Annotated in this window: 28 protein-coding genes; 21 read left to right on the top strand and 7 right to left on the bottom strand. The window is 68.0% G+C overall.

The annotated features are described in order from the left end of the window. Window positions 1-68: 68 nt before the first annotated feature. Both R2910_01125 and R2910_01120 read right to left on the bottom strand, forming a co-directional pair. Window positions 69-1,082, bottom strand: a complete 1,014-nt coding sequence (locus R2910_01125; protein MEZ4411570.1) for a MoxR family ATPase — start codon at window positions 1,080-1,082, stop codon at window positions 69-71. Window positions 1,083-1,141: 59 nt separating this feature from the next. Further along, window positions 1,142-1,591, bottom strand: coding sequence for a nuclear transport factor 2 family protein (locus R2910_01120; protein ID MEZ4411569.1), 450 nt, complete (start codon window positions 1,589-1,591; stop codon window positions 1,142-1,144). Window positions 1,592-1,709: 118 nt separating this feature from the next. Here R2910_01120 and R2910_01115 point away from each other — a divergent pair, with 118 nt between their 5' ends. From R2910_01115 to atpH, 6 genes are all read left to right on the top strand, one after another. After that, window positions 1,710-1,988 (top strand): AtpZ/AtpI family protein, encoded by a 279-nt coding sequence (locus R2910_01115; GenBank protein MEZ4411568.1) that lies wholly within the window; start codon window positions 1,710-1,712, stop codon window positions 1,986-1,988. Further along, window positions 1,985-2,326: a hypothetical protein gene (locus tag R2910_01110; protein MEZ4411567.1), complete on the top strand. Its 342-nt coding sequence runs from the start codon at window positions 1,985-1,987 to the stop codon at window positions 2,324-2,326. The genes R2910_01115 and R2910_01110 overlap by 4 nt, the downstream gene beginning before the upstream one ends. Next, window positions 2,323-3,183: a F0F1 ATP synthase subunit A gene (gene atpB / locus R2910_01105; GenBank protein MEZ4411566.1), complete on the top strand. Its 861-nt coding sequence runs from the start codon at window positions 2,323-2,325 to the stop codon at window positions 3,181-3,183. Before R2910_01110 ends, atpB begins: the two co-directional genes overlap by 4 nt. Window positions 3,184-3,336: 153 nt before the next feature. Next, window positions 3,337-3,663: an ATP synthase F0 subunit C gene (gene atpE, locus R2910_01100; protein MEZ4411565.1), complete on the top strand. Its 327-nt coding sequence runs from the start codon at window positions 3,337-3,339 to the stop codon at window positions 3,661-3,663. Between the two features lie 57 nt (window positions 3,664-3,720). Further along, window positions 3,721-4,215, top strand: a complete 495-nt coding sequence (atpF, locus tag R2910_01095) for a F0F1 ATP synthase subunit B (GenBank protein MEZ4411564.1) — start codon at window positions 3,721-3,723, stop codon at window positions 4,213-4,215. Then, window positions 4,212-4,748, top strand: coding sequence for an ATP synthase F1 subunit delta (atpH, locus tag R2910_01090; protein MEZ4411563.1), 537 nt, complete (start codon window positions 4,212-4,214; stop codon window positions 4,746-4,748). The genes atpF and atpH overlap by 4 nt, the downstream gene beginning before the upstream one ends. Before the next feature lie 62 nt (window positions 4,749-4,810). On the opposite strand, the gene tnpA is transcribed toward atpH, so the two are convergent. Beyond that, window positions 4,811-5,191: an IS200/IS605 family transposase gene (gene tnpA, locus R2910_01085; GenBank protein ID MEZ4411562.1), complete on the bottom strand. Its 381-nt coding sequence runs from the start codon at window positions 5,189-5,191 to the stop codon at window positions 4,811-4,813. A gap of 555 nt (window positions 5,192-5,746) precedes the next feature. Here tnpA and R2910_01080 point away from each other — a divergent pair. The 7 genes from R2910_01080 to R2910_01050 are packed head-to-tail and all read left to right on the top strand — an operon-like array spanning window position 5,747 to window position 14,688. Then, a complete protein-coding gene (locus R2910_01080; GenBank protein ID MEZ4411561.1) occupies window positions 5,747-8,719 on the top strand; it encodes a M1 family metallopeptidase in 2,973 nt (990 codons plus the stop codon). A gap of 32 nt (window positions 8,720-8,751) precedes the next feature. Continuing rightward, entirely contained in the window at window positions 8,752-9,336 is a 585-nt protein-coding gene (locus R2910_01075; GenBank protein MEZ4411560.1) for a 4Fe-4S dicluster domain-containing protein, read from the top strand. Then, a complete protein-coding gene (locus R2910_01070) occupies window positions 9,336-9,689 on the top strand; it encodes a cupin domain-containing protein (GenBank protein ID MEZ4411559.1) in 354 nt (117 codons plus the stop codon). The genes R2910_01075 and R2910_01070 overlap by 1 nt, the downstream gene beginning before the upstream one ends. Next, window positions 9,689-10,666, top strand: a complete 978-nt coding sequence (locus tag R2910_01065; GenBank protein MEZ4411558.1) for a sugar phosphate nucleotidyltransferase — start codon at window positions 9,689-9,691, stop codon at window positions 10,664-10,666. The genes R2910_01070 and R2910_01065 overlap by 1 nt, the downstream gene beginning before the upstream one ends. A gap of 52 nt (window positions 10,667-10,718) precedes the next feature. Continuing rightward, window positions 10,719-11,981, top strand: a complete 1,263-nt coding sequence (locus R2910_01060; protein MEZ4411557.1) for a LeuA family protein — start codon at window positions 10,719-10,721, stop codon at window positions 11,979-11,981. Beyond that, window positions 11,965-13,554, top strand: coding sequence for a DUF885 family protein (locus R2910_01055; protein ID MEZ4411556.1), 1,590 nt, complete (start codon window positions 11,965-11,967; stop codon window positions 13,552-13,554). Before R2910_01060 ends, R2910_01055 begins: the two co-directional genes overlap by 17 nt. 18 nt (window positions 13,555-13,572) lie before the next feature. Next, window positions 13,573-14,688, top strand: a complete 1,116-nt coding sequence (locus tag R2910_01050) for an ATP-grasp domain-containing protein (GenBank protein MEZ4411555.1) — start codon at window positions 13,573-13,575, stop codon at window positions 14,686-14,688. On the opposite strand, the gene R2910_01045 is transcribed toward R2910_01050, so the two are convergent. After that, window positions 14,685-15,707 (bottom strand): hypothetical protein, encoded by a 1,023-nt coding sequence (locus tag R2910_01045; protein ID MEZ4411554.1) that lies wholly within the window; start codon window positions 15,705-15,707, stop codon window positions 14,685-14,687. The two genes, R2910_01050 and R2910_01045, sit on opposite strands and share 4 nt — an antisense overlap. Window positions 15,708-15,798: 91 nt before the next feature. On the opposite strand from R2910_01045, the gene R2910_01040 reads away from it, so the two are divergent. Further along, the gene (locus R2910_01040; GenBank protein ID MEZ4411553.1) at window positions 15,799-17,031 is read left to right on the top strand and encodes an MFS transporter; all 1,233 of its coding nucleotides are present in this window, start codon (window positions 15,799-15,801) and stop codon (window positions 17,029-17,031) included. On the opposite strand, the gene R2910_01035 is transcribed toward R2910_01040, so the two are convergent. From R2910_01035 to R2910_01025, 3 genes are read right to left on the bottom strand one after another with little or no spacing between them, the layout of a single operon-like run. Continuing rightward, on the bottom strand, window positions 16,964-17,542 hold the full coding sequence (locus tag R2910_01035; GenBank protein MEZ4411552.1) for a DUF502 domain-containing protein: 579 nt from the start codon (window positions 17,540-17,542) through the stop codon (window positions 16,964-16,966). The genes R2910_01040 and R2910_01035 overlap by 68 nt on opposite strands. Beyond that, the gene (locus R2910_01030; protein MEZ4411551.1) at window positions 17,542-17,736 is read right to left on the bottom strand and encodes a YbdD/YjiX family protein; all 195 of its coding nucleotides are present in this window, start codon (window positions 17,734-17,736) and stop codon (window positions 17,542-17,544) included. Before R2910_01030 ends, R2910_01035 begins: the two co-directional genes overlap by 1 nt. Further along, window positions 17,726-19,759, bottom strand: coding sequence for a carbon starvation CstA family protein (locus tag R2910_01025; GenBank protein ID MEZ4411550.1), 2,034 nt, complete (start codon window positions 19,757-19,759; stop codon window positions 17,726-17,728). The genes R2910_01030 and R2910_01025 overlap by 11 nt, the downstream gene beginning before the upstream one ends. Before the next feature lie 166 nt (window positions 19,760-19,925). Here R2910_01025 and R2910_01020 point away from each other — a divergent pair, with 166 nt between their 5' ends. The 7 genes from R2910_01020 (at window position 19,926) to R2910_00990 (ending at window position 25,795) form a co-directional block, all read left to right on the top strand. Next, a complete protein-coding gene (locus tag R2910_01020; GenBank protein ID MEZ4411549.1) occupies window positions 19,926-20,795 on the top strand; it encodes an SDR family oxidoreductase in 870 nt (289 codons plus the stop codon). A 159-nt stretch (window positions 20,796-20,954) separates the two neighbouring features. Then, window positions 20,955-21,641, top strand: a complete 687-nt coding sequence (locus R2910_01015; protein MEZ4411548.1) for a hypothetical protein — start codon at window positions 20,955-20,957, stop codon at window positions 21,639-21,641. Further along, the gene (locus R2910_01010) at window positions 21,638-22,654 is read left to right on the top strand and encodes an isocitrate/isopropylmalate dehydrogenase family protein (GenBank protein ID MEZ4411547.1); all 1,017 of its coding nucleotides are present in this window, start codon (window positions 21,638-21,640) and stop codon (window positions 22,652-22,654) included. The genes R2910_01015 and R2910_01010 overlap by 4 nt, the downstream gene beginning before the upstream one ends. Further along, on the top strand, window positions 22,629-22,925 hold the full coding sequence (locus tag R2910_01005; protein ID MEZ4411546.1) for a hypothetical protein: 297 nt from the start codon (window positions 22,629-22,631) through the stop codon (window positions 22,923-22,925). The genes R2910_01010 and R2910_01005 overlap by 26 nt, the downstream gene beginning before the upstream one ends. Further along, entirely contained in the window at window positions 22,922-24,268 is a 1,347-nt protein-coding gene (locus tag R2910_01000; protein ID MEZ4411545.1) for a hypothetical protein, read from the top strand. Before R2910_01005 ends, R2910_01000 begins: the two co-directional genes overlap by 4 nt. Then, window positions 24,265-25,125 (top strand): metallophosphoesterase, encoded by an 861-nt coding sequence (locus tag R2910_00995; protein ID MEZ4411544.1) that lies wholly within the window; start codon window positions 24,265-24,267, stop codon window positions 25,123-25,125. Before R2910_01000 ends, R2910_00995 begins: the two co-directional genes overlap by 4 nt. Then, entirely contained in the window at window positions 25,094-25,795 is a 702-nt protein-coding gene (locus tag R2910_00990) for a SprT-like domain-containing protein (protein ID MEZ4411543.1), read from the top strand. Before R2910_00995 ends, R2910_00990 begins: the two co-directional genes overlap by 32 nt. Window positions 25,796-25,825: the final 30 nt, after the last annotated feature.

Here is a 25,825-nt window from a genome sequence, read left to right as displayed (position 1 = left end):
CAAGGCCCGGCGGGAATCGCTCCCGACCGGGCCTTTGTTTCTTCCTTCCCGCTTCCCCGCTTCCCCGCCTATCCCGCGATCCATCCCTTCGCATCAATCAGCTCCTTCACCACATCCTCGCTGGTGCGGTCCGCCGCCTCCGCGGCGAAGTTGGTGACCACCCGGTGCCGCAGCACCGTCATCGCCACCGACCGCACGTCGTCGAGGTCCGCCATCGGCCGGCCCGCCAGCGCGGCGCGCGCCTTGGCGCCGAGCACCAGGTACTGCGACGCCCGGGGACCCGCCCCCCACTCGACGTACTCCCGGATCAGCGCAGGAGCGCCCGCCTCGTTGGGCCGGGTCATCCGCGCCAGCGTGACCGCCGACTGGATCAGCTGCTTCGACACCGGGATCCGCCGCACCAGCGCCTGCATGGCCAGGAGCTGCGTGCCGTCGAACACCGGCTCCAGCGCTGCGCCCCGGCTTCCGGTGGTCTGCTCGACAATCGCCTCTTCTTCCGACTGCGACGGATACCCCACCCGCAGCTCGAACATGAAGCGGTCGAGTTGCGCCTCGGGGAGGGGGTAGGTCCCCTCCTGCTCGATCGGGTTCTGGGTGGCCAGCACGAAGAATGGTTCGGGCAGCGCATAAGTCTGGCCGCCCACCGTCACCTGGTGCTCCTGCATGGCCTGCAGCAGGGCGGCCTGCGTCTTCGGCGGCGTCCGGTTGATCTCGTCGGCCAGCACCACGTTGGCAAAGACCGGCCCCTTCACGAACCGGAAGGCCCGCTTCCCGGTGGTCAGGTCCTCCTCGATGATCTCGGTGCCGGTGATGTCGCTCGGCATGAGGTCGGGGGTGAACTGGACCCGCTGGAAGGAGAGGGCCAGCGCCTCGGACACGGTGTGGACCATCATTGTCTTGGCCAGTCCGGGCACGCCGATCAGGAGGGCGTGTCCACCGGCCAGGATGGCGGCGAGGATCCCCTCGACGGCCTCCTCCTGCCCGACGATGCGGCGGGCCACCTGCGCCCGGAGCCGCGTGGCGGCCGCGGCCAGCTGCTGGAGTTGTTCGACGTCGGAAGGGGGCGTGCTGGTGACGGTCATGTCCACTCGCGATCAGGGTCTGGTGGCGCTACGGGCCGTTGCCCGGGAAAGTTGCAGCGCTACTTGGCGGGCGCGTAGGCGTACTGTGAGGCCAGGCAGATCCACTGGCCGTCCACGGTACGCACCCAGGTGTCGGTCCAGACCACGTGGACCAAGAGGCTGCCGCCGTCGCTGCCGGTGGTCATCAGGTTCGCTTCCCCGAGGTGCACCGCCGTCTGGCTGTACACCAGGACCTTGTATTCCGGGTCGGGAACCGGGGCGAAGGTGGTGGTGCCGCGCTGCAGCTCCTTGAGGTACTGGGCCCGGTCGAGGCGGGTGCCATCCGCATTGGTCATCACGAAGTCGGGCGCCATGAATGTCTCCACGGCCGACCAGTTGCCGAGCGAAATAGCGGTCCGCCACTGGACTTCCCGTACGTGGATCCCCTTGCCAACGGCCTCATTGGACTGGGCCGCCAGGGGCAGGGTGGCCAGGGAGAGGAACAGGGTCGCCGAGAGGGTACGGAGCATGGGGGCCTCGTAGGGGAAAGCGGCGGCCTCGGGGAGGCCTGAGATGGCCGGAATCTAATCGCGGCACGAGGTGAAAGTTGCTTGCGCTTTTTTTCACAAGCCGCTAATTTCCGCCCCGATGAAGGAGCCCACGGACACCTCCCGCGGGGCGGGGGAGGGGTACAGGTACGCTTCCCTCGGCTTCACCTTTGCCGCCGGGACCATCTTCTTCATGGGGATGGGCTGGCTGCTGGATCGGTGGCTCGGCTGGACCCCGTTCCTGACGGTGGCGGGGACGCTGGTGGGGGCGCTGCTGAGCTTCATGAACATCTACCGGAGGCTGCTCGCGGACGAGCGGCGCTACAGCGCCAATCACCCGCACTCCAGCGCCGGTACAAGGGGCGGAAAGCGGCCGTGAAGCATCTTGCGGCGGGCCTGACCCTGACGGCGGTGGTCACCGCCCTCCTGGTCTGGGGATTCGGGGCGACGGCGTTCATTCCCGGGGTGGTGTTCGGCGCACTGGCGACGGCCATCCAGATGGCCGCCGGCGTGTTCCTCCGGCGGGCGGCGGGCAAGCCGTTCGAACAGCTGTTGAAGGCGTGGGGCATGGGGATGGGGTTGCGGGTGCTCGGCATGTTCCTGTTCCTGGCCGCGGTGCTCGCTGACCGGACGGTGTTTCCACCGGTCCCGACGGCATTGGCTTTCGTAGGGGTGCTCATTCCCCTCATGTTCTCGGACATACGGACGATACGATGATGGTTGGCCAGGGTCCCAATATCGGCGAGATGGTGCTCCACCACACGGCGGACGCGTGGACCATCGACCTGTTTCCGTTCGGTGAGATCCACCTGCCGCGCTGGGCCGACGTGCACATCGGGTCGATGACCATCAACCTGTCGCCGACCAAGCACGTGGTGTACCTCGCCGTCGCCGCCCTGCTCGTCTTCCTGACCATGTGGCTGGCCGGGCGGTCGCTCCGGCGCCAGCAGGCGGGACAGAAGGCCCCGAAGGGGTTCGCGGCGGGCATGGAGGGGATTGTCCTCTTCGTCCGGAACGACATCGCCATCGCCAACATCGGCGAGAACGGCGCCAAGTTCGCGCCGCTCGTCATGACGCTCTTCTTCTTCATCCTCTTTGCCAACCTGCTTGGCCTCCTGCCGTGGGGCGCGTCGCCCACCGGCAACCTGGCGGTGACGGCCGCGCTGGCGCTCCTCGTCTTCCTGACGGTGGAGATCGGCGGGATGATCCAGCTCGGCGTCCGCGGCTACCTCGGGACGATCTTCCCCCACCCGCCCGGCATGCACGGTCCGGGCGCGGTGGCGTTCTCGCTCTTCATGGCCCCGATCGAAATCCTGGGCAAGCTGGTCAAGCCCTTTGCGCTGGCGGTCCGACTCTTCGGCAACATGACGGCAGGCCACTTCGTGATCCTGTCGCTCTTCGGCATCATCTTCCTCTTCGGCGACATCCAGGGGTGGAACTGGGCCATCGGCGGCGTCACCGCGTTGGCGGTGGTCGGGGTGATGATGCTGGAACTGTTCGTGGCGTTCTTGCAGGCGTACGTCTTCGCGCTCTTGTCCGCGGTGTTTATCGGGATGATGCAGCACGAGCACTAGCAGGTGTGGAACCCCGGCGCCGCGCGCTGCCGCCGCCGGGATGACAGGTAGTCCGCCGAATGGCGGACGATGCGCCCGCTGACTCCCCGGGAGTCGATGGCGGGCCGCCGAGAAGGGCCGTGCTGGAGACGCGGTGCCGGACCGGGTGGCGCAATGACCAGACATCTCCACTCTAGAACAGGACTGACCGACATGTACCTCCTCAATCTCGTGCAGGACGCGATGGGCCCAACCGGCGCCGACATGGTGGCCGCCGCCAAGAACTCCTACTCGCTCCTCGGCGCCGGTCTCGGCATCGGCCTCGCCATCATCGGCGCCGGCCTCGGCCTCGGCCGCATCGGTGGCCAGGCCGCCGAAGCGATTGCCCGTCAGCCCGAAGCGGCCGGCGAAATCCGTGGAGCCGCGATCGTGATTGCGGTGCTCCTCGAAGGCGCCACGATCATCGCGCTGGTGTTCGCCCTGCTCTTCAAGCTCATCTAAGGCGGCACAATGCTCTTCGCGTTGCTTGCGTCATCCGAGGGCGCCACGGGGGCCCCGATGTCACCTTTCGAGGTGAATTTCGGGCTGTTCTTCTGGACGTGGATCGTGTTCGCCATGCTCTTCCTGCTGCTGAAGAAGTATGCCTGGCCCGCGATCCTCAGCATGACCGAGCAGCGCGAGGAGGCCATCCGTCGCCATCTGGCGGAGGCCGAGGAGGCGCACAAGCAGGCCGCGGCGTTGCTGGCTGAGCAGCAGAAGCTGCTGGGCGATTCGCGCACCCAGGCCCAGGCGATTCTCGCCGAGGCCAAGATGGTCTCGGAGCGCGAACGTGCGGCGGCGGTGCTGAAGACCCGCGACGAGCAGGACCAGCTCCTGGCCCGTGCCCGTCGCGAAATTGCCGCGGAAGGGGAGAAGGCCCGGCAGGAACTCCGCCGCGAGGCGGTGGATCTCTCGCTGGCCGCGGCGTCCAAGCTCATCGGTGAGCGGCTCAGCGCCGAGGCCGACAAGAAGATCGTCATGGATTTCCTGAGCACGCTGGAGTCGACGCATTGAGGCACGAAGCGATCGCCCGGAACTACGCCGAGGTGCTGTTCGACCTCGGTGAGCAGCACGGGGAGAGCGAGCGGTACGGCGCGCTCCTCGAGGCGCTGGCGGCCGCGGTGACCGGGACGCCGCAGGTGCTGGCGGTCATGATGTCACCGCGGGTGCCGAAGGGGGTCAAGGCCGAGCTGCTGGCCGACGCCCTGCCCGACGCTCCGGAGCCGTTTGTCCTCTTCCTCCGGGCCCTGGTCAAGCGGGGTCGGCAGGGGGTGCTGGACGAGGTCGCGCAGGTCTACACCAGCCTCGTGGACGCCAAGCTCAACCGCGTCCGGGTGGGCGTGACGCTGGCGCACGAGGCCGACGGCGCGCTGCGGCAGCAGATCGCCGCGAGCCTCACCAAGGCGCTCGGCAAGGAGGCGCTGGTGCGCTATGCCTCCGACCCCGCGATTCTTGGCGGGTCGGTGGTGCGCGTCGGCGACCGGGTGCACGACGGCTCGTTGCGCCGCAAGATGATCATGCTCCGGCGGCAGCTGCTCAACCGCTAGCGGGCCGCACACTGAGGTCGAGACGGGTCCATCCGCGAGGGTGGGCCCGTTTTGCATTCCGACTATCTTGGCGCCTTGAGGCGACGAGCGTGAATCTGTTCCTGTGATCGGATGTATCGCCTGAGCGCTTCGTCGTCCCGTGGGTCGACGCCGAAGGCAGCGAAGCCACGCTGCCACCTGAATTCGGCCAAATCGGGGAAGCTCTCCCGCAGCCATGCTGAGGAGTTTGATTTCAGGGCCACCACGAGGCTGGACAGCGGTATGTTCGCCGACAGGCCCACATATACGTGAACGTGGTCCACCCATCCGCCGATCGCCAAGGGTTGGCAGCGACGGCGCACCGCAATGTTCCCAAGCAGCGGGGCAAGGCGGCGCAGGATTTGTGGCTCCAGCCAGGGATGGCGGTTCTTGGTTGCCCAGACCAAATGAACGCCGATTCGCACGAATTTCCGAGACAGACTTCCCTCCACGTTGGATGGCGCTGCTTCCGCACTACTCCTTTTTCTGAATCTGGCTCTGTGTCTCGGCCTCCCGTCATCGAATTGCATCGTCTTGTGGGCGGGCTTTCGCGTCCGGGGGCCATTCCGTTCATCGGGGCTGGCGCACCGTTTGGGCGGGCTTATGCCCGCCCCTATACAAATGAACCCGCCACTCCGATTCTCGAGCTGCCTTCGCCTCGGTCGGGTGGTTGGCGGTTCGATCTGAATTGGCACCGCGCTCCGCAGATAACATCGGCGCGGTGCGTTCCCGTGGATAGGGGTGGGCGTGCGCCCACCCCCTCGGTGTCGCGCGCCCATGATCGTGCATGGCGCCCGACGCCATCCCGCGCCCACCCACCGTTGGCGCCCCGATCAATCCGGTACGCATCGCTACCATGGTCGTGCCCCCCCCCCCCCAACACCGCGCCGACCGCGCCCCCCCGCCGGTTCCCGCATCCCCAAGCCGTGACTAGTTTTGGGAGTCCGAGCCCGTCCCCCTGTCTCACTCCGGAATCCACCATGCTTCTCGCCTTCCTGACGCTCGCCACCCTGCAGCAAGCCACTCCCGGCACCGGCCCCACGCCGTACTGGCAACAGTTCGTGGCCTACGAGATCGACGCCTCGCTGGACGAGCCGAGCGGCGTGCTGTCTGGTCGCCAGCAGTTGGTCTATCGCAACAACTCCCCGGACACCCTGCACCAGATCAGCTTCCACCTCTACCTCAACGCCTTCCGCCCCGGCAGCCGCTGGTCGGACGCCGACTCGATCGAGAACACCCGCCGGTTCAACGACCTCAAGGATCCGGACTACGGCTTCAACCACGTGTCGAACGTCCGGATCATGGGCCAGCGGGTCGAGGCGATTTATCCGCTGGCGCCCGACAGCACGATCGTGCGCTTCATGCTCCCGAGGCCGCTGGCGCCCGGCGACTCGCTGGTGGCCGACATGGACTGGGACGCACGGCCCTCGACCGTCCCCCGTCGCCAGGGCCGCCGGGGGCGGTCGTTTGACTTCGCCCAGTGGTACCCGCGCGTGGTCGTATACGACCAGTTCGGGTGGGAGGAGCATGCCCTCTATCCCGCCGGTGAATTCTACGGGGAGTTTGGCACCTACCTGGTTCGCCTGAACGTGGCGGAAGACCAGGTCATCGGCGCCACGGGCGTGCCGGTCTGTGGCGATCCCGGCTGGGCCCGCGCCAACCAGGTGCCGGGTGGACACATCGACTACCAGCGTGATTTCTACGGAGATCCGACGCGGTTTGCCTGCCCCGCCGCCGCGCCGGCGGCCGGGCGCAAACTCGTCACCTGGTACGCCGCCGATGTGCACCACTTCGCCATGTCCCTCAACCCCGAGTACCGCTATGAGGGCGGCCGGTGGGGCGGGGTGGCGGTCCACGTCCTCTACCAGCCCGGCGACGAGAAGAGCTGGGGCGGCGGCGTGGCCGTCAAGCGCACGGAGATTGCGCTGGCCTGGCTGAACCAGACCTTCGGCACCTTCGCCTGGCCGCAGATCACCAACGTGCACCGGATCGAGGGGGGCGGCACCGAGTTCCCGATGATGATCATGGATGGATCCGCCTCCCAGGGGCTGATCGTCCACGAACTCGGCCACAACTACGTCATGGGGATCCTGGCCAACAACGAATGGCGGGAGGGGTGGCTCGACGAAGGGTTCACGTCGTACCAGGAGGGGCTCTTCACCGAGGCGAACGGCGGGAACTCCGGCATCGCCGGCACCGAGGCCTTCCTGCTCGGCATGCAGCTCGACGGGTACGCCGAGCCGTACAGCATGGTCAGCAACGACTACCGGGACTTCTTTACCTACAGCATGAGCATCTATTCCGGCGGTGAGCTCTTTCTCCGCCGCCTGCAGTACGTCGTCGGCGACTCCACCATGCAGGCGGTGCTCCGGAACTACTATGCCCAGTGGAAGCTGAAGCATGTGAACGAAGATCGGTTCCGGGCGGTCGCCGAGGAGACCTCGCAGCAGCCGCTGGGGGCGTTCTTTGCCCAGCAGCTGCACGGCGTCGACCTCACCGATTATGCCGTGGGCCGTACCAGCCGGACGCAGGGATCCGACGGCGGCTGGGTGACGCGCGTCGAGGTGCTCCGCAAGGCGCCGCGGCAGATTCCGGTCGAGGTGCAGGTGACGGGGAAGACCGACACGGCCGTGGTGCGCTCCGGGGGCGTGGCCGAGCGCGAATGGGTGGTGGTGCACACCCGCAGCGAGCCGACCGGCGTCACCCTCGACCCGCGGGTCCAGACCGGCGACTGGAATTTCCTCGACAACCACAAGTCATTCGGACTCTTCGCGAACCCTGGCCGGACCGAACCCTACCTCGACACCTATTTCTCCACGAAGCGGGCGCGCGACCACATGACGCTTGGCATCGCGCCCGAGGCGTGGTACAACGACGCCGGCGGCGTGACCCTCGGACTCCGCAGCCGTTCGGATTACCTGGGCCGGTACGACCAGAACACGCTGTCCATTACCGGCGGCACCGGATGGGGTGCCGACGATCCGGTCACCAACATCGACGTCTTTGCCCGCGTCAAGAACCCCACCGCGCTGCGCTCCCCGAACATGAGCCAGGTCTTCGAGGGGTACAGCATGGAAGGGCGCGCCGGGGCCACGGTCATCCTCGAGAAGAAGCGCCGCGCGCACCGGACCTTCGGCCCGACGGTCACCCGTGGACTGTCACTCCGCTGGGTCAGCACCACCGATACGGCATTTCTCGACCCGGGGTACTACCAGAACGCCGGCACGGGCGAGGCCACGGTGTACGGCGGGGTCAGCACCCGCTCGGGCGACTGGCAGCTGTCCGTCAACGGCTCGTTGGGGGGCGGCGTCATGTACGACAATGAAGGGCCCGGCATTACCACCGACGATCGGTATGACACGCAGGGGTATTTCCGCGGCTTCCTCGTGGCCACCGCGAAGCGGGCCTTCGACAAGACCTCGCTCGCCCTCCGCGGCTACGCCGGCGCCGCGCTGGCCAACGATCCCGTGGTCAAGCAGCGGCAGATCTACCTGGCCGGCGCCGACCCCTACGAGCAGCTCTACAATCCGTTCCTCCGCTCGGAGGGGGCGCTCCTGGTCCGTCCCGGGGTGTACTACCAGGCGCCCGGCGGCGCGAACCTCCGCGGCTTCGACCCGCACACCAGTTCCCGGCAGGCCTACGGCCTCAATGCGCAGGTCGAGCGGACGCTTGTGTCGCGCCGAGGCGCCAAGCTGTTCAGCACGGTCAGTGTCAGTGTCTGGGGTGACGCCGCCCTGGCCGACCCGCCGAGCGGGTCGGCGGCGTACGGCGCCCTCCGCGGATTCTACGATGCCGGGCTCGGCGTGAGCGCTTCGCACCGGATCGGCCAGACCTCGTTCGTGACGCGGTTCGACGTGCCGCTCTTCGTGAGCCAGGCCGGGCTGGCGCAGGATACCGACCCGACCGGGCAGGTGGGGTTCCGCTGGCTGTTCAGCTTCGCGCCGGCCTTCTAGGGGAGCGGCGGTCACCCCGCTAGACTTCCCGTATGACAGGACCCTGGGATCGTGGCGATGGCAACCGGCGGGATTTCTTCCGGAACCTGGTTGGGGACTGGCTCGACGACATCGTCAAGAAGACCGAGGAGACGGTGGTGCAGAAGCGCTACCACCGTCCGCCGGGCGCGCTGCCGGAGGTCGGGTTCCTCACGGCGTGCACCCGCTGCGGCGACTGCGGCAGCGTCTGTCCGCCGCACGCCATCCAGTTCGCGGCGCCCAGCGCCGGGCTCGCCGCCGGGACGCCCTTCTTCGACCCGCGCCTGCAGCCGTGCATCGCCTGCCCGGAGATGCCGTGCGCCGCGGCCTGCCCGACCGAGGCGCTGAACGTCCCCGCCGATGGCTGGGCCGGCGTGCAGATGGGCCTCCTGGAGCTGCTGCCGGAGCGGTGCATCACCTTCCAGGGGTCTGAATGCTCCGTGTGCGCCAAGGCCTGTCCGATCGGCCCGGAGGCGCTCGCCATCGACGAGGCGGGGCACCCGGTGATCCGTGCGGAGGGATGTGTGGGCTGCGGTGTCTGCGTGCGCGCCTGCGTCACCGTGCCGTCTTCGTTCAAACTTCGACCTGTGGGGACCTGATGCCGGATGTGCCGTACCGGGTGGACAAGCCGTGGGGCCATGAGTTGATCTGGGCTCGCACCGACCGCTACGTGGGCAAGGTGCTGCACGTGAAGGCGGGCCATGTGCTGAGCCTGCAATACCACAACAAGAAGGACGAGACGATGCACGTCCTCTCCGGCGAGCTCATCCTGCGGACGCGCCCTGGCGAGGAGCTGGAAGCCCGCGCCTTCAAGGCCGGCGATTCGGTGCACATCCCGGCGGGCCTCGTCCACCAGATCGAGGCCGTGGTGGACAGCGACGTGCTCGAGGCGTCCACGCCGGAGCTCGACGACCTGGTCCGCCTGTCCGACCGCTACGGACGGGGGAGCTGATGCAGGTCATCATTCCGCTGGCGGGCAAAGGGACCCGACTCCGGCCACATACCCACCTCGTCCCCAAGCCGATGCTCAAGGTGGCGGGCCGCCCGGTCATGGACTGGGTGATGGACCGGCTCGAGGGTCTGGACGTGACGGAGCTGATCTTCATCACCGGTCACCTCAAGGAAACGGTGGAGGCGTACGCGAAGGACCGGTACGGCATCCCCTGCCGCTTCATCGAGCAGAAGGTGCAGGACGGCACGGCCGGGGCCATCAACCTCGCGCGGCCGCACGTGACCGGCCCCGTGCTGATCGTCTTCGTGGACACCGTGTTCGAGGCAGATCTCTCCCTCATCAATCGCACCGATGCCGACGGGATCATCTGGGCCAAGGAGGTGGAGGACTACCAGCGCTTCGGCGTGGTGGTGACCGACGCCGACGGCTACATGACCCGCATCGTGGAGAAGCCTTCCACGCCAATTTCGAAGCTGGCCAACATCGGCCTCTATTTCATCCGCGACGTGGCCGCGCTCTGGGCCGGGATTGACCACGTGCTGGCGTCGCCCGCCAACAAGGGGGAGTACTACCTGACCGATGCCTTCCAGCGGATGATCGAGCACGGCAGCCGCATCCTGGCCGCCGAGGTGGGCGGCTGGTATGACTGCGGCGCGCCCGGCACGCTTCTCGAGACCAACGGCATCCTGCTTGAGCACGGCGCCGCGCGCCGGCGGGACTTTCCCGGCGTGGTCATCAGCGACCCGGTCTACATCGAGGACGGCGTGACCATCGAGCGGAGCAGCATCGGGCCCAATGTGTCCATTGAAGCGGGGACGCGCATCACCGACAGCACCATTCGGAACACGATCATCGGCCGCGACGCGGTCATCGGCACGTCCTCGCTCGACGGAGCGCTCCTTGGCAACCGCGTGAAGGTGACCGGCCTGCGAGGAACGGCCAGCCTCGGCGACGACTCCGAGCTCAACGCGCGCTGACCCCGACGCGGTGGCGCTTGACGCCCCCGCTTCGAGGCGAGAGACTACGACTATGGAATCCAAAGATCTCGTATACGACTGGAACGCCAGGGACGCCGCCTTCGACTACACGCGGCGGCCGGTGGTGCTGAACGACGAGACCCTCCGCGACGGCCTGCAGAGCCCGTCGGTGATCGACCCGCCGATGGACGTCAAGATCCGTCTCCTGCACCTGATGGCCGACCTGGGGGTGCGGTCCGCGGACATCGGACTGCCCGGCGCCGGCCCGCGCGCGGTGGCGCAGGTCCGGGCGCTCGCAAAGGAAATCGTCGAGCAGAGGCTCCCGATCGACATGAACTGCGCCGCCCGCACCGTCATCGCCGACGTGGAACCGATCGTCCGGGTGTCGGAAGAAGTCGGTGTGCCCATCGAGGCCGCCACCTTCATCGGGAGCTCGAGCATCCGGCAGTATACCGAGGACTGGACGCTCGACAAGATGCTGCGGGTCTCGGAGGAGGCGGTGACCTACGCCGTCACCAACGGCCTGCCCGTCATGTACGTCACTGAGGACACCACGCGGGCCAGGCCGGAAACGCTGAAGGCGCTCTATGGCGCCGCCATCGCGTGCGGCGCCCGTCGCATCTGCCTGGCCGACACGGTCGGATTCGCGACACCCGCCGGCGTCCGCGCGCTGGTCAAGTTCGTGCAGGACGAGATCGTGACCCCCTCAGGCGAAGATGTCCTGATTGACTGGCACGGGCATCGCGACCGCGGCCTCGGCATCGCCAATTGCCTCGCGGCAATCGAGGCCGGCGTCGACCGGGTGCACGGGACCGCGCTCGGCATCGGGGAGCGGGTGGGCAATGCGGAGATGGACCTCCTGATCGTGAACCTCTACCTCCTCGGGCTCCATACCGGCGACCTCTCCAAGCTCAGCGAGTACTGTCAGCTCGCCTCCGAATCGACCGGCATCCCCGTGCCGGCGCAGTATCCGGTGGTCGGCACCGACGCCTTCCGCACCGCCACGGGGGTGCACGCGGCCGCCATCCTCAAGGCGCGCAAGAAGGGCGATGAGTGGCTCGCGGACCGGGTGTATTCCTCCGTGCCGGCCGGCATCTTCGGCTTCCGGCAGCGGATCGAGATTTCGCCGGTGTCGGGGCTCTCCAACGTGAAGTGCTGGCTGGAAGAACACGGCTACGATCCGGAGGACACGCTGCTCTCCGAGGCGCTCTTCAACGCAGCCAAGAAGGCGGACCGCGTGCTGGACACGCCGGAATGCGAACGGCTCATTGCGGCAGCCCGTGGACAGAGCGTGGCCGATGCCGTCAGCCACTGACGCCCTCGCCCGTTCCTATCTCGACCTCCGGTGGAACTTCGATCCGGCGGCCGGAACGGCGGCCGGTGACGCCGCCTCGGATGCCCGGCTCGGCACCTTCGACGATGTCAGCGTCCGGCGGCAGCTCGCCGCCTACCGCGCGATGGCGGGAGCGGTCGAGGAACTGGAAATCGCCGGGCTGCAGGATGAGATCGACCGAACGGCGCTCCTCGACGATATTCGTGTTTCCACCTTTCGGTTCCAGCACGAACGTCCCCACGTGCACGACCCCGCCTTCTGGCTCTCCCACCTCTTCGGTGCCTACTACGGCCTGATTGAACGCGCCGCCGACGAGACGGAGCGGCGGGCGGAAGCGGCCCTCGCCAGGCTGCAGGCCACGCCGGAGTTTCTGGCCAGTGCCGGCGCCACTCTGCGGAGCCAGCCGCCCGTCATGCTGGGCACCGGCCTGACCATGCTGGAGGGTGGCGCCGAGCTGCCGGGGTTGCTGGCCGCCGAATTCGGGCGCCGTGTTCCCTCGATGCTCGACACGCTCGCGGCGGCCGCCTACGAAGCGGCGGCGGCGCTGGCCCACTTCAAGACCACGCTCCGCACCGAACTTCAGACCAATCCCGCGGAACTCGCCTTTGCCGTGGGAGAGGACGAATTCAACCGTCGCCTCCACCACGAACACGCGCTGCGCGCCACGGCACCCGAACTGTGGCGCTACGGCCTCCGGCTGGTGGAGGAGACCGGCGCCGAGATGCAGGCGGCGGCATTGGCTCTCAGCCCGGAGGCCCCGTGGGCGGAAACCGTGCGGCGCCTGCGTGCGGAGGGGCTGGGCGCGTCGGTGCTCGAGGCCTACGCGGACGAGGTCGGACGGGCGCGGGGCTTCGTGGCCGAGTCGGGGATCGTCGCGCTGCCTTCCGCGGAACTCCGGGTCGAGGCGACCCCCGCCTATCTGCAGCACTTCCTGCCTGCCGTCTGGTGCGAGCCGCCGAGCCCCGGTGAGCGGGCGCGGGGTGGCCGTCTGCTCATCACCGATGCGAATGGCGGCGCGGTTCACTCGCGGCATGAGACATGGGCCTGGGCCGCGGCGGAAGCGTGGCCTGGCCACTTCCTCCAGCGGGAAACGGCCGCCGCGCAGCCGTCGCTCGTCCGGCAGTATCTCTGGACTCCGCTCACCGTGCGGGGCTGGGCGCTCTATTCGGAGGAACTGCTGGCGGCTGCCGGGTTTGCCGGTGGCCCCGAGGAGCGGCTGATGGGAATTGCGCGCCGGCTCCGCGCCGCGGTGCGGGTCATTCTCGACGTCGGGTTGCATACCCGGGGCATGACCCCGACCGAGGGGGTGTCGTACGCGGTGGAGCATCTGGCGGTCGACCGCGAGGAGGCGATGGAGATGGTGCGGCGGGCCAGTGCCCGGCCGACATACGCCCTGGCCGACGCCGTGGGGCGGCGGGAGATCCACCGGCTGCGCGACACCTGGCGCGAGCGGGTCGGGCCGGACGTCCCCATCCGCGTGTTCCACGACGCCATGCTCTCGTACGGAGGGCTGCCGGTTTCACTGATTCGGTGGGGTATGGGACTCGACGACTGACCCGAGCGAGGAGCGCGCGTGAGAATCACCGTCCTGACGTACGTCGAGGCCAGCGAACGCTCCACCGAGTACGACGTGGTGGTCAACCAGGTGGCGCGGGCACTTCGGCGGCAGGGGCACCAGGTGGCCATCCTCGGAGTCCACGCCGACGTCAAGCGGGTGATTGCCGGACTCCAGCGCCGCCGCCCCGACCTCGTCTTCAACATGGTGGAGATGTTCGCCGAAAATATCTTCGGTGATATTGCCATGGAGGGATTGCTCGACCTCCTCGGCCTCGAGTACACCGGCTGCGGCCCCGGCGAGTCCTACCTGACGCAGGACAAGGCCCTCTCCAAGAAACTGCTCGCCTTTCACGGCATCCTGTATCCCCGGTTCGCCGTCTTTGCCCGTGATGCCGACTTCGAGACCGGCGGCAACCTCCGCATGCCGCTCTTCGTCAAGCCGCTCCGCACCGACGCCTCCATCGGCATTCATCGCAATTCCCTCGTGACCGACATGAAGACGCTGATGCGCCGCGTGGCCACCATCCACGAGGACCTCAACGATTCCGCCCTCGCCGAGGAGTACATCGAGGGACGGGAGTTTTACGTCGGTGTGCTGGGGAATCACGACCCGATCGCGCTCCCCCCGATTGAACTGGACTTCTCGGGGCTTCCCGACGGGGTGCCGCATGTGCTCGACAGCAAGGCGAAGTGGGACGAGAACAGCGCGGCGTACAAGGGGACCAAGTCGGTCCTCGCCGACCTGCCCGACGAACTCCGCGCCAAGCTCCAGAAGGTGTCGGTCGACGCCTACCGGGCGCTCCGGGTCCGCGACTACGGCCGCGTGGACCTTCGGCTCACCGATACCGGCGACATCTATGTGCTGGAAGTGAACGCGAGCTGCTACCTGGCGCGCGACAGCGAGTTTGCGATGGCGGCGACGGCGGCTGGCATCCCCTATCCCGCGCTGATTCAGCGCATCGTGGACCTGGCCACTGACCGATACCGGCGCGGCGCGGGACTCCGGACCCGGATCGAGCCATTGAAGGTGCCGCAGCCGAACGGGAAGAAGAGCGGAGATACGGCAAAAAAGCAGCCGTCTGAAGAGACCAAGAAGGGCGAGGAAACCGCGAAGAAGACCGCCGAGGGCTAGCGGAGGTAGCCGCCGGAGTGGACGTAATTCATGGCGAGCGACGTGACGAGGGTGGTCAGCGCCACGGTGATGGCGGGTTCCTGCGATTCATGGTAGGACAGGTTCAGGCTCTGCGCTCTCGCGGCCAGGTGATCGACCAGGACGCGGGTGCGGTCGGGAAAATGCCCGGTCCACCGAAAGACGTTGTCCAGGAGATCGGGTTCCAGGCGACGAAGCAGCTGTGAGGCCGCCCTCGGCTGGAGCATGGCCCCGCGGTCGGGAAAGATGCTCTTCAGCATCATGTCCAGGTTGAGGCCGAGGCGCGATTCACGGGGCAGCAGGTCGCGATAGAACTTGGCGAGGGAGTACTCGATTTCACCGACATCCTCGTCCAGTTCATCGTCGACCACGACCGGTTCGCGGTCGAGAAGCGAGGCGAGCGTACGCTGGCAGTACTCGAGCTTGGCCAGCGCCACGGGCCGTCCCGCGTACTCGGCACGCCAGTCCGATCCCGGCGTGATGAAGACGGCAAACGTCTCTGCCCAGTCCTCGTCCGGGTGCTTCTGCGCGTACCAGCCCGGCAAGTGCCTGACGTGCTTCTTGCTGAAGGGAATCGGGCGGTAGTCGTCCTCGTACGGTTCGCTCATCGAACCGAACAGCTTCTCCCACTCCGGCCGGTCATAGAGGCGGTAGGCGTAGTTCACCACGTGACCCATTTCGTGACGCAGGTAGCGGAGGATCTCCTCCCGGTCCTGTCCCTCGACATGGCCGGCCCGTTCGGCATGCATCTCCTCAAGCTCTTCGTGGGCCAGGTAGAACGGGATGGCGATGGCCACCGTCTCGAACGGCACCCCCCACTCCGTGGAGAGGTAGAAGCGGGGCGAGACCCGTCGCAGCCCAAGGACCTCAAGCTCCCTGCGGAACTCGTCCACCACCGGCTCCAGCCTGGTCCCCTCGATCGTGAGGCCCAGATCGCGAATCGGCATCGACCAGAGGGTCGATTCGCGGAAGGTGGTCGGGGGTGAGTGCGGGGCGGTCATGAGAAAAAGGTAGTCGCCTCCGGCCGGATGGGGAGGAGGATGAAACCGAATTACGTACGTTTTTCCGTACAGTAAAGAGATAAAGCGCTATATGGCAAAGACTTACAGCAGCGCTGAGGACGGCCAGTCACCGGCCCCGCTGCCCCCCGGCCCCGCTGCCCTCCCCGCGACGGTCAAGGGCCTCTCCCTCGTCTCGCTCTTCAACGACTTCGCGAGCGAGATGGTCTACCCCCTCCTGCCCGCCTTCATCACCTCGCTCGGTGGTGGGCCGGCCCTCCTCGGGGCGCTGGATGGCGCTTCGGATCTCACCTCGGCCCTCCTCAAATGGCTCAGCGGACGCTGGGCGGACAGGCCCGGGTGGCGGAAGCCCCTGATCCTGGTTGGATACGGCACGGCCCTGTTCATCCGGCCGTTCATTGCCCTGGCCGGGGCGGCCAGCACCGTGCTCGGGTTCCGGGTCGTCGACCGCGTGGGGAAGGGGCTCCGGACGCCGGCCCGCGATGCGATGATCGCGGACGCCACCCCCGCGCCACTCCTCGGCCGTGCCTTTGGATTTCACCGTGGCGCCGATCATTTCGGCGCGGTGCTCGGGTCGGTTGCCGCCTGGTTCCTGCTCAGCAGAGGGGTCGCGGTGCGGGACGTGATTGCCTGGACCTGGCTGCCCGGTTTGGTCGTGATGCTGATTCTCTTTCGGGTGTTGCGACGCGCCCCGTCCGTCAAGCCGCGTGATCCGGTCGCGCCGGCACAAGTCGACGCCACGGGCCGGGTCTTCTGGGGACCGATGCTGATGCTGGCTGCGCTCACCCTCTTTCGAATGCCGGAGGCGCTGCTCCTCCTCCGCCTCCAGGGGCTCGGCGTTCCGGTGGCGACCGTCCCCCTGGTCTGGGCTGGACTCCATGTGGTGCGCAGCGGTGCCGCCTATCCCGGCGGATGGCTGAGCGACACGCTGGGTACGCGCGGGACGGTGGCCGTTGGTGGATTGCTGTTTGCGGGGGTGATGTATCTGCTGGGCGGGGCGCTCACCGAGTCGGCAGGCGTGGCGACCTTCCTGGCGCTCGGACTGGCGGGCGGACTGCTGGAACCGGCGGAGCGCTCACTCGTGGCGCGACTGGCGCCGGTGCGAACGGGGCGCGGCTTCGGGGCCTACCACGGTGTGACCGGGCTGGCCGCGCTGCCGGCCGGGCTGCTGTTCGGGTTGGTCTACCAGAACGCCGGAGCGGGGGTCGCGCTCCGGGCATCGGCGGCGCTGATGGCCGTCACGGCGCTGGCGTGGCTGATGATTCGCTCCCCCTGGACCCTTCCACCACCCCTCCCGACACGATGAACGCCATCACGTCGCTGCTGCCGGCGGCGATGGGGACCACGTGGTCGCGCGGAAAGAGCAGGACCTGTCCGGCAAAGTTGTAGGACTGGGGCAGGTACACTGCGACCAGGTCAGTCAGGCCCAGGGAGTCGAGCGACTCCCGGGTGAGAAAGCCGAGGGCGTGGGCACTGCCGCCTGGGATGAGCTGCACCACCACCGGGCGGTCGAAGCGCTTCTTCTCCCCGACAAACGCCCCGAGGACTTCCTTCAGCGAGTTGTAGAGGAAGCGCACGAGCGGGACCCGCTCCATCGCGTGCTCCACGAGCCCGAACAGCGAACTCCACAGGTAGGTGGTGGCCAGCCATCCGACCAGGGTGATGAGTGCGATGGTCGCGATGAACCCCGCACCATGCCAGGGAAGCCCGAGCCAGCCGTCCACCGCCCGGAAGATGCGCCAGCAGACGTAGAGTGTCAGGGCAATCGGCGTGGAGAGCAGGAGCCCGTTCACGAAGTATCGGACCATGCGGTTCATCAGCAGCACCTCGTCGGGGAATCGCCGTAGCGCGCGGTGACGTACTCGGCATAGTACTCTCGTTCGCTGGGCACCGCCTCGTCGGGATGGTGACGGCGTCGGTGCTCAACGTAGAGGGTGTAGTCCGGCATGCCGGCCATACGTCGCACCCCCCGCAGCGCCCGCCGGAGCCATCCGCCGACGTCAACTCGCATAGCTGGTTGCCACATACGGCGCCTCCCGGGTGGTGGCGGGCGTCGTCCCCCGCAGGATGCCCAGCCAGACCCGCGCCGACGAAATCACCACGAGCAGCACGACCGCCATGAACAGCGCTGCCATCGCGACGTTCAGCCGGTCGTTGAAAATCAGGCGCGCGCCCGGGGCCGCATCTATCCCTCCGCTCGCGACTTGGGCGCTCGTGGCCGCCGCGTGGGCCAGGAAGCCGAGCCGCGGGTCGGCGGCGAAGATCTTCTGCCATCCCGCCGTCAGCGTGACCACCAGGAGCCAAGCCAGCGGCAGGAGGGTGACCCAGGCGTACCGGGCCTTGCCTGAACGCATGAGCACGGTAGTCCCGACCGCGAGCGCGATGGCCGCGAGGAGCTGGTTGCTGATCCCGAAGAGCGGCCAGAGGGTGTTGATCCCGCCGAGTGGGTCGTGGACGCCCTGCAGGAGGAACCACCCCCACCCCGCCACGACCGCCAGGGACGCGAGGACGGTGCTCGGATACCACGACGTCCGTCCCATCGGTTCCCAGAGATGACCCGCCAGTTCCTGGAACATGAACCGACCGACGCGGGTGCCGGTATCCACCGTGGTCAGGATGAACAGCGCCTCGAACATTATGGCGAAGTGGTACCAGAGTGCGGTCAGGTGGGCACCGAACACTCCGGCAAAGATCTGCGCCATGCCGACGGCCAGCGAGGGGGCCCCGCCGGTGCGCGCCAGCAGCGTGGACTCGCCGACCGAGGCGGCCAGTGTTTGCATCTGCCCCGGGGTGACGACGAATCCCCAGCTCCGAATCGTCTCGGCTGCGGCGTCGAGTGACCCGCCGAGCGTGGCAAGCGGAGCGTTGATGGCGAAGTAGACGCCGGGGTCCAGCACCGCCGCGGCGCAGAGCGCCATGACCGCGACGAACGACTCCATCAGCATCCCGCCGTAGCCGATGAGCGGCGCGTCGCCTTCACGGCGCAGCATCTTCGGCGTGGTGCCGCTCGCCACCAGCGCGTGAAATCCGCTGATGGCGCCACAGGCGATGGTGATGAAGGCGAACGGAAAGAGCTTCCCGGCGAAAATCGGCCCGGTGCCGTCGATGAACTGCGTCACCGCGGGGAGCTTGATGGGCGGAAGGACCACCAGAATGCCGACCGCGAGGAGGGTGATGGTGCCGACCTTCATGAAGGTGGAGAGATAGTCCCGCGGGCAGAGCAGCATCCAGACCGGCAGTACGCTCGCCACGAATCCGTAGCCGATGATCAGCCACGCGATCGTCCCCGCGTCCATCGTGAAATAGGGAGCGAGGACGGCGCTCTCGGCCACCAGCCGGCCGCCGACCAGCGACGCCATCAGCAGGACGATGCCGACGCTGGTGGCCTCGAGCGTCCGTCCAGGCCGCCACACCTTCATCCAGAACCCCATCAGGAGCGCGATCGGCACCGTGCAGGCGATGGTGAAGAGTCCCCACGGGCTGTCGCGCAGGGCGTTGACCACCACCAGGGCGAGCACCGCCAGCAGGATGATCATGATGGCCAGGATGGCGACCATCGCGGCCACGCCGGTCACCGGCCCGATTTCCTCCTTGGCCATCTGCCCGAGCGACTTCCCGTCGCGGCGCATCGAGGCGAAGAGGATGACGAAATCCTGCACGGCGCCCCCCAGCACGACGCCGAACACGATCCAGAGCATGCCGGGGAGGTAGCCGAACTGGGCGGCCAGCACCGGCCCGACCAGCGGGCCTGCCCCCGCGATGGCCGCGAAGTGATGCCCAAAGAGCACGCCGCGCGTGGTCGGCACGAAGTCCCGGCCGTTGCTCAGCCGTTCGGCGGGGGTGGCCCGGGTCGGGTCGATGTCGAGCACCCGGGTGGCCAGGAAGCGGGCGTAGAACCGGTAGGCGACGAGGTAAGTGCCGACCGCCGCGAGGACCAGCCAGGCGGCGTTGATGGTTTCCCCCCGGTGCAGGGCGAGGACCCCCCACGACACCGCGCCGACCACGGACACGAGAATCCAGCCGGTGGTTTGCATTCAGATAAGATGCGTCCAACTCGAGGTTGCCGGAAGCACCCTGCGAGGCCACTCGATTCCCGCTTGGGTGGGAATGACGGCGCCCACGTGAGTGCCACCCTGCCTCCCTGCCCCGCCGCCCCGCCTTCTTGCCCTCTTCCCGGCCGCGCCGTACCTTCGACGGTCTATGCCGACTCCTCCATCCGAGTACAAAGGCAGCCACTGGCAGGCGGCCAGCGGACGCCGCAGCAGCGGCGCCGTCATGGAACAGCCTGCGCCCCAGCGGATCGCCGACACGGGGTTCCGGGGCAAGGTCGCCGTTGTCACCGGGGGCGCCACCGGCCTCGGCCGGGCCATCGCCCTCGAGTTCGGGCGGCAGGGGTGTCACGTTGCCTTTTGCTTCGTGGACCTCCCCGGCCGGGACGTTACCGAGCAGGCGCTGCTGACGGAGACGTCACTCCGGGCCATGGGGGTGGAGGTCTACGCCGCCAAGTGCGATGTGCGCGACGCCAAGGCGGTCGACCGGTTCATGGGCGAGGTCCGCAGTGAACTCGGCGGACTGCACATCCTCGTCAACAACGCCGGCATCGCCATGGACGGCGCGCTCTGGCGCATGACGGACAAGGCGTGGAAGGACGTGCTGGAGACCAACATCACGGGCACCTTCCAGTGCATCCGTGCCGTTTCGCACGGGTTCCGGGAACAGCGGTATGGAAAGATCGTGAACGTGAGCGCCCACCAGGCCGAGCGCCCCGGGTTTGGCGTAGCGAATTACGCCGCGAGCAAGGCGGGGGTCATCGGCCTGACGCGGGCCGCCGCGGTGGAGCTCGGTCCCTCGAATGTGAATGTCAACGCCGTCGCCCCGGGCTTCATCCGGACCGAGCGCATGGGGATGCTGCCCGACGACGTGATCGACCGGGCCCGGAAGCACTCGGTGCTGGGTCGGGTCGCGGAGCCGGCCGACGTCGCCAAGGTGATCGCCTTCCTCTGCTCTGATGATGCCCGCCACGTGACCGGCCAGGTGCTGGTCGTGGACGGGGGCCTTTCGCTCGAATAGGCCGCCCTCGCCCCACCCCTCCCATCCCATTAGATTTCCACGGCTTATGGCCCTTCGACCGGAGGAACGGCGAAGAGCGTATCCCGTTGTTCAACAGTGACTTACCAGAGGGTGTCCGCCCCCCGATGTTGGGCAGGATGCCCGGACAAGGGAGTCCACGTGTACCGCATATCCCGCTTGCTGGTGCTTGTCGGCCTGGCCGCCTGTGCCGGTGGCAGCCAGGCCTCGGTCGGTCCCGACCCCGTCGAGGCGCAGGACGCCGCGCCGCCCAAGTCCAAAAGCCAGGTGAAGATGCCTCCCGCGATCCCGATGAACACCCTCGGCATCGCGGGGCAGGTCGTCGGCGTCTTTCCCATTACCCTCGTCGTGGCGCGCGATTCCCTCGCCGGGAAGCCGCCGTTCGCCAACCGCGCGAGCAGCATCGCGTGGGCGGACTCGATCATGGGCGAGATGCTGATGATGCGGGCGCCCGACGTGAAGTGGAAACTCCCCGACCAGATGCGGGCGCTCGCCCGGAGCGCGCCCGGCATTGCCGCTGACCCCGATTACCTCGGCCAGGCGGCCCTGCGCGACCCGCAGATCACCAAGGTGCCCAACCCGCTGATTTCCAACCTGCGCAACCTCATGGCCATCGCCGGGGGCCGCTACGCCTTCGTCCCGGCGTCGCTCTCCTTTCAGCACGACAGCAGCGGGGCGGTCGAGGCGCGCGGCAATTTCGTGGGCATCGACACCCGGATGGGCGACGTCGTGTTCCGGAGCTACATCGTCGCCGCCGGGGCCACGCCGGCCGCGGCGATGGACTCTGTGATGACCATCCTCTTTCCCGCGATCACCGTCGAACCATGAGCCATCCTGTCACGTTGATTCCGGGTGACGGCATCGGCCCCGAGATTACCGCCGCTACCCGCAAGGTGCTCGAGGCGACCGGTGTGCAGTTCGACTGGGACGAGCAGATTGCCGGCATGGCGGCGGTGGACCGGTCCGGCGACCCGCTCCCCGACGGGACGGTCGAGAGCATCCGCCGTACCACGCTCGCCCTGAAGGGACCCCTCACAACGCCCGTCGGGACCGGTTTCCGCTCCGTGAATGTGGCGCTGCGGAAGGAGTTCGAGCTCTACGCCAATGTGCGGCCGACCAAGAGCCTCGCCGGGGCGGGGAAGTTTCCGAATGTGGACCTGGTGCTGGTGCGCGAGAACGTGGAGGGGCTCTACGTCGGGGTGGAGCACTTCGTCCCGGTGGGCGGCGATCCGCGGGCGGTCGCGGAGTCGGTGGCCATCGTGACGCGCGGGGGGTGCGAGCGGATCATCCGCTACGCCTTCGAATATGCGCTCCGCAAGGGTCGCAAGAAGGTGACCGTCGTCCACAAGGCCAACATCCTGAAGATGGTGAGCGGCCTCTTCCTCGAAGTCGGCCGGAAGGTGGCGGCGGAGTACGAGGGACGGATTGCATTCAACGATCTCATCATCGACAACGCCGCCATGCAGATGGTGCTCCGTCCCGAGCAGTTCGACGTGATGGTCACCACCAATATGTTCGGCGACATCCTGAGCGACCTGGCAGCCGGACTGATCGGCGGGCTGGGCCTGGCGCCGGGCGGGAATATCGGCGCCCGCGCCGCCGTCTTTGAGGCGGTGCACGGCAGTGCCCCCGACATCGCGGGCAAGAACATCGCCAACCCCTCCGCGCTCATTCTCGCCGGCGCGATGATGCTCGACCATCTCGGCGAGGTCGAGGCAGGGGACAGGGTCCGGGCTGCGGTGGCCCAGGTCATCGAGCACGACACGGTGCGCACCCGCGATCTCGGCGGGACCGCCACGACCACGGAGTTCGGCGATGCGGTTGTCCGGCGGATCGCCTGAGGTTCCCTGCCTCACCTGCGGCAAGCGGGTGTTCGGCCTCAAGTGGGGCACCGACTGCCCCGACTGCCACGCCGTCCGGCAGGGTCGGGCCAACCGCCTCGCCGGCCGCGTGGCCCTCGCGGGCACGGCGCTCATGGGGCTCTATGTCTGGTTCCGGGTGCCGGCCGAGCCGGTGCTGGGCCGCATCTATGGCGCCATCGCGGTCGCCGCCACCTACATCCTCCTGCGCCGCATCGTGAGTCGCATTGCCATGGAGTACCTCCCCCGATGACCACTATCCGCAGCATCTCGGCGGCGACGGCACTGCTCGTCGCCACGGCGCTCCCGCTCTCAGCCCAGACCGGCCTGACCATCTACAACTCCGGCCGAGTGATGGTACGGCGCACCCTGCCGATCGCCATTCCGAAGGGGGCGTCGGAACAGCGGGTGACCCTCGGAACCCTCGACCCGTCCACGATGTTCCCGCTCGATCCGGCGGTGAGCCTGCTCGGTGCCACCTACGATGGCGGCACCGACGGGGCGAGCATCCTGCGGCGCGCCGTCGGCCGGGAGATCCTCTTTATGCGGGGAACCGGGACGGGGGACACCGTCCGTACCACGCTCCTGGCAGTGGACCCGGATCGGTATCGCTACGCGGACGGCACCATCGGATTCCAGATGCCTGGCGTGCCGCGGTTTCCGGCCGACGTCGTGATCGTGGAGCCGACGCTGAAGCTCTCCCTCACCAGTGCGAAGGCGCTTCCGTCGCTCGGACTGGCGTACTTCACGAGTGGCGCCGGCTGGCAGGCGAGCTACCAGGTGATTCTGGGCGGCAAGGATGCGCGCGTGGCGGGCAATGCGGTCATCGAGTCGAGCACGATCAACGTGGCTGATGCGGAATTGCAGCTGATGGCGGGCGACGTCGGCTCGGCGCCGCAGGCCAGGCGCGCTCCTGCAATGGCGGCCATGTCCTACGAAGGTGCCGCAGCCAAGGACGAACAGGTCGGCGAAGCCCACCTCTACACCGTTCCGGGACGCGTCACGATTCGCCCGGGTGAGACCTCGCTCGTGGCGTTGTTCGATCCGACCACCGCACCGGTCGTGAAGCGGCTTGTCGTCCAGTCCGGTCTCCCGTACTGGGGCGGCCTCCCGCAGTACGGCGACGAGCAGCAGGTGCCGGTCGCGGTGACGTACGTGGTAACCCGGGCGCTCAAGACCCCGTTCGGCGACACGCCGGTGCCGGGTGGCGTTGCGCGGATCTACCAGAAGGACAACGGCGGGCGGCTGCAACTCATCGGGGAGTCCTCCCTCGGCCACACCGCTGCCGGTCAGCCGCTGGAACTCGACGCCGGTACCGCCTTCGACTTCACCGCCAAGCGCACCCAGACCACCTACGCGATCACCCGAGACAAGAACGGCAAGTCCACCGCCACGGCCGACTACCGCGTCACCGTGGCGAACGCGACCGATTCGTCGGCCACGGTCGACGTGTACGAGGAGCGCGGCGGCGACTGGGCCGTGGTGACGAGCTCGGTGCCGGCCGACCGGGTGTCGAGTACGCGGGTGCGGTTCAAGGTCGCGGTTCCCGCCAAGGGCGAAACGACCATCACCTACCAGATCCGGGCCTCCTGGTGACCAACGTCACCCTTGTCCACCTTTCCGACCTGCACTTTGGTCGGCCGGTTGAGCTGGCGCAGATCCGTGCGGTGGAAAAGCTGGTGCCGCAGCTCGCGCCGGATGCCGTCCTTGTTTCCGGCGACATCAGCCAGCGGGGGCGGCACGGGGAGTACCAGCGCGGGCTCGCCTTCCTGGAAGCGATGCAGAAGACGGCGCCGACGCTCCTGGTGCCTGGCAACCACGACGTCGAGTGGTGGAAGAGCCCTTTTGGGATCTTCGGGCGGCGGGTGCTGTACGAGAAGTATCGGACGTACCTCGGCGAAGAGCTGACGCCGGTACTCCGGCTGCCGGGGCTCGTCGTGGCCGGCGCCCTGTCGGCGCACGGACTGGCCGCCGGTTCCCTGACCTGGAACCAGCGGGACCTGACAGTGAAGGGTCACATACCGAAGTCGGAGACCGATCGGCTCACCGAGCTCTTCGCCGCCGAACCGGCGGACGCGGCCAAGGTCGTGGTGATGCACCACAACGTCCTGCGGGGCGAGATCAGCCAGCGGATGGGCCTGGCGCACTGGGCCAGCGCCCAGCGGCGACTCGACGCCACTGGAGCCGACGTGGTGCTCTGCGGGCACGACCACCAGGAGGGGGCAGGGCAGCTGCCGAGGGGCACCGTCATCAGCACGGCGAGCACGCTCAGCGATCGGACCCGCGGCAAGCGTCCCTCGGTGTTCAATGTCCTGCGCATCGATCCGGATGCCGTGCAGGTGGAACACTGGCGCTGGGATCGCGAAGGGGACGAATTCCGCGCGTCGGACCGTCACACGTTTGCTCGGGCAGGGGAGCGCCATGGGGTTGTGGGGGCAGGCCGCGTCGCCTGAGACCGCCGAGGCGGTACTCCGCCGTCGGCTGGATGCGCTGGGGATGCCGCCGTTCCGGGGATTCGCGACGCACACCAACCGGACGGTGCTGCTCAGCGTGACGGCGCAGGGGGTGCTCCGGGTGCACCGCGGTTACGCCTGGGCGCCAGACCGCGTCCTGTCCGCCATCGTGAAGTACGTGCGGCCGGGCACGCGCCGCGCCACCCGCCGCAGCGCCGAGCGCGAGTTCCTGACCTTCCCGGTCGAGGTCCACGCCCCGCCGGCCCGGCCAAGCAGGCGAGGAGTGGAGCGCCCCCGGGCCGGCGACGACGCCGTCCTGGCGCGGCTGGCGGCCATGCACCGGCGGCTGAATGACGAGCACTTCGGCGGGGAACTGCCGGTCATCCATTTCCGGCTCTCGAGCCGCATGCGCACCCGGCTCGGCGAACTGGCGGTGGATGCCAGGAGCGGCAAGTCGCTGGAAATTGCGGTGAGCCGGGCGCACCTGAAGCATGGATGGGCGGAGGTGGAACAGACCGTGTTGCATGAGATGGTGCATCAGTGGCAGGCGGAGTCGGCCCTGCCAGTCGATCATGGAACAGTTTTCCGCCGGAAGGCGCGCGCGGTGGGCATCGAACCCAGCGCGCGGCGATCCCTGGGCCACGGGGGCCCGCGGCGCACGATAGACTGACATTCAACAGGATTCCCAGAGGCACGTACC

The organism is Gemmatimonadales bacterium (assembly GCA_041390145.1).
Taxonomy (GTDB): domain Bacteria; phylum Gemmatimonadota; class Gemmatimonadetes; order Gemmatimonadales; family GWC2-71-9; genus SPDF01.
This window is presented reverse-complemented; position numbering and strand designations above follow the sequence as displayed.

What these genes read in the sequence shown, in the direction of transcription:
- R2910_01045 (MEZ4411554.1), bottom strand. Translation starts at nt 15,707, where the DNA reads ATGACCGCCCCGCACTCACCCCCGACCACCTTCCGCGAATCGACCCTC.
- atpF (MEZ4411564.1), top strand. Translation starts at nt 3,721, where the DNA reads ATGTCACCTTTCGAGGTGAATTTCGGGCTGTTCTTCTGGACGTGGATC.
- atpB (MEZ4411566.1), top strand. Translation starts at nt 2,323, where the DNA reads ATGATGGTTGGCCAGGGTCCCAATATCGGCGAGATGGTGCTCCACCAC.
- R2910_01080 (MEZ4411561.1), top strand. Translation starts at nt 5,747, where the DNA reads ATGCTTCTCGCCTTCCTGACGCTCGCCACCCTGCAGCAAGCCACTCCC.
- R2910_01125 (MEZ4411570.1), bottom strand. Translation starts at nt 1,082, where the DNA reads ATGACCGTCACCAGCACGCCCCCTTCCGACGTCGAACAACTCCAGCAG.
- R2910_01000 (MEZ4411545.1), top strand. Translation starts at nt 22,922, where the DNA reads ATGACCACTATCCGCAGCATCTCGGCGGCGACGGCACTGCTCGTCGCC.
- R2910_01070 (MEZ4411559.1), top strand. Translation starts at nt 9,336, where the DNA reads ATGCCGGATGTGCCGTACCGGGTGGACAAGCCGTGGGGCCATGAGTTG.
- R2910_01060 (MEZ4411557.1), top strand. Translation starts at nt 10,719, where the DNA reads ATGGAATCCAAAGATCTCGTATACGACTGGAACGCCAGGGACGCCGCC.
- R2910_01035 (MEZ4411552.1), bottom strand. Translation starts at nt 17,542, where the DNA reads ATGAACCGCATGGTCCGATACTTCGTGAACGGGCTCCTGCTCTCCACG.
- R2910_01030 (MEZ4411551.1), bottom strand. Translation starts at nt 17,736, where the DNA reads ATGCGAGTTGACGTCGGCGGATGGCTCCGGCGGGCGCTGCGGGGGGTG.
- R2910_01010 (MEZ4411547.1), top strand. Translation starts at nt 21,638, where the DNA reads ATGAGCCATCCTGTCACGTTGATTCCGGGTGACGGCATCGGCCCCGAG.
- R2910_00990 (MEZ4411543.1), top strand. Translation starts at nt 25,094, where the DNA reads ATGGGGTTGTGGGGGCAGGCCGCGTCGCCTGAGACCGCCGAGGCGGTA.
- R2910_01115 (MEZ4411568.1), top strand. Translation starts at nt 1,710, where the DNA reads ATGAAGGAGCCCACGGACACCTCCCGCGGGGCGGGGGAGGGGTACAGG.
- R2910_01005 (MEZ4411546.1), top strand. Translation starts at nt 22,629, where the DNA reads ATGCGGTTGTCCGGCGGATCGCCTGAGGTTCCCTGCCTCACCTGCGGC.
- R2910_01075 (MEZ4411560.1), top strand. Translation starts at nt 8,752, where the DNA reads ATGACAGGACCCTGGGATCGTGGCGATGGCAACCGGCGGGATTTCTTC.
- atpE (MEZ4411565.1), top strand. Translation starts at nt 3,337, where the DNA reads ATGACCAGACATCTCCACTCTAGAACAGGACTGACCGACATGTACCTC.
- R2910_01020 (MEZ4411549.1), top strand. Translation starts at nt 19,926, where the DNA reads ATGCCGACTCCTCCATCCGAGTACAAAGGCAGCCACTGGCAGGCGGCC.
- R2910_01055 (MEZ4411556.1), top strand. Translation starts at nt 11,965, where the DNA reads ATGCCGTCAGCCACTGACGCCCTCGCCCGTTCCTATCTCGACCTCCGG.
- R2910_01040 (MEZ4411553.1), top strand. Translation starts at nt 15,799, where the DNA reads ATGGCAAAGACTTACAGCAGCGCTGAGGACGGCCAGTCACCGGCCCCG.
- R2910_01065 (MEZ4411558.1), top strand. Translation starts at nt 9,689, where the DNA reads ATGCAGGTCATCATTCCGCTGGCGGGCAAAGGGACCCGACTCCGGCCA.
- R2910_01025 (MEZ4411550.1), bottom strand. Translation starts at nt 19,759, where the DNA reads ATGCAAACCACCGGCTGGATTCTCGTGTCCGTGGTCGGCGCGGTGTCG.
- R2910_01120 (MEZ4411569.1), bottom strand. Translation starts at nt 1,591, where the DNA reads ATGCTCCGTACCCTCTCGGCGACCCTGTTCCTCTCCCTGGCCACCCTG.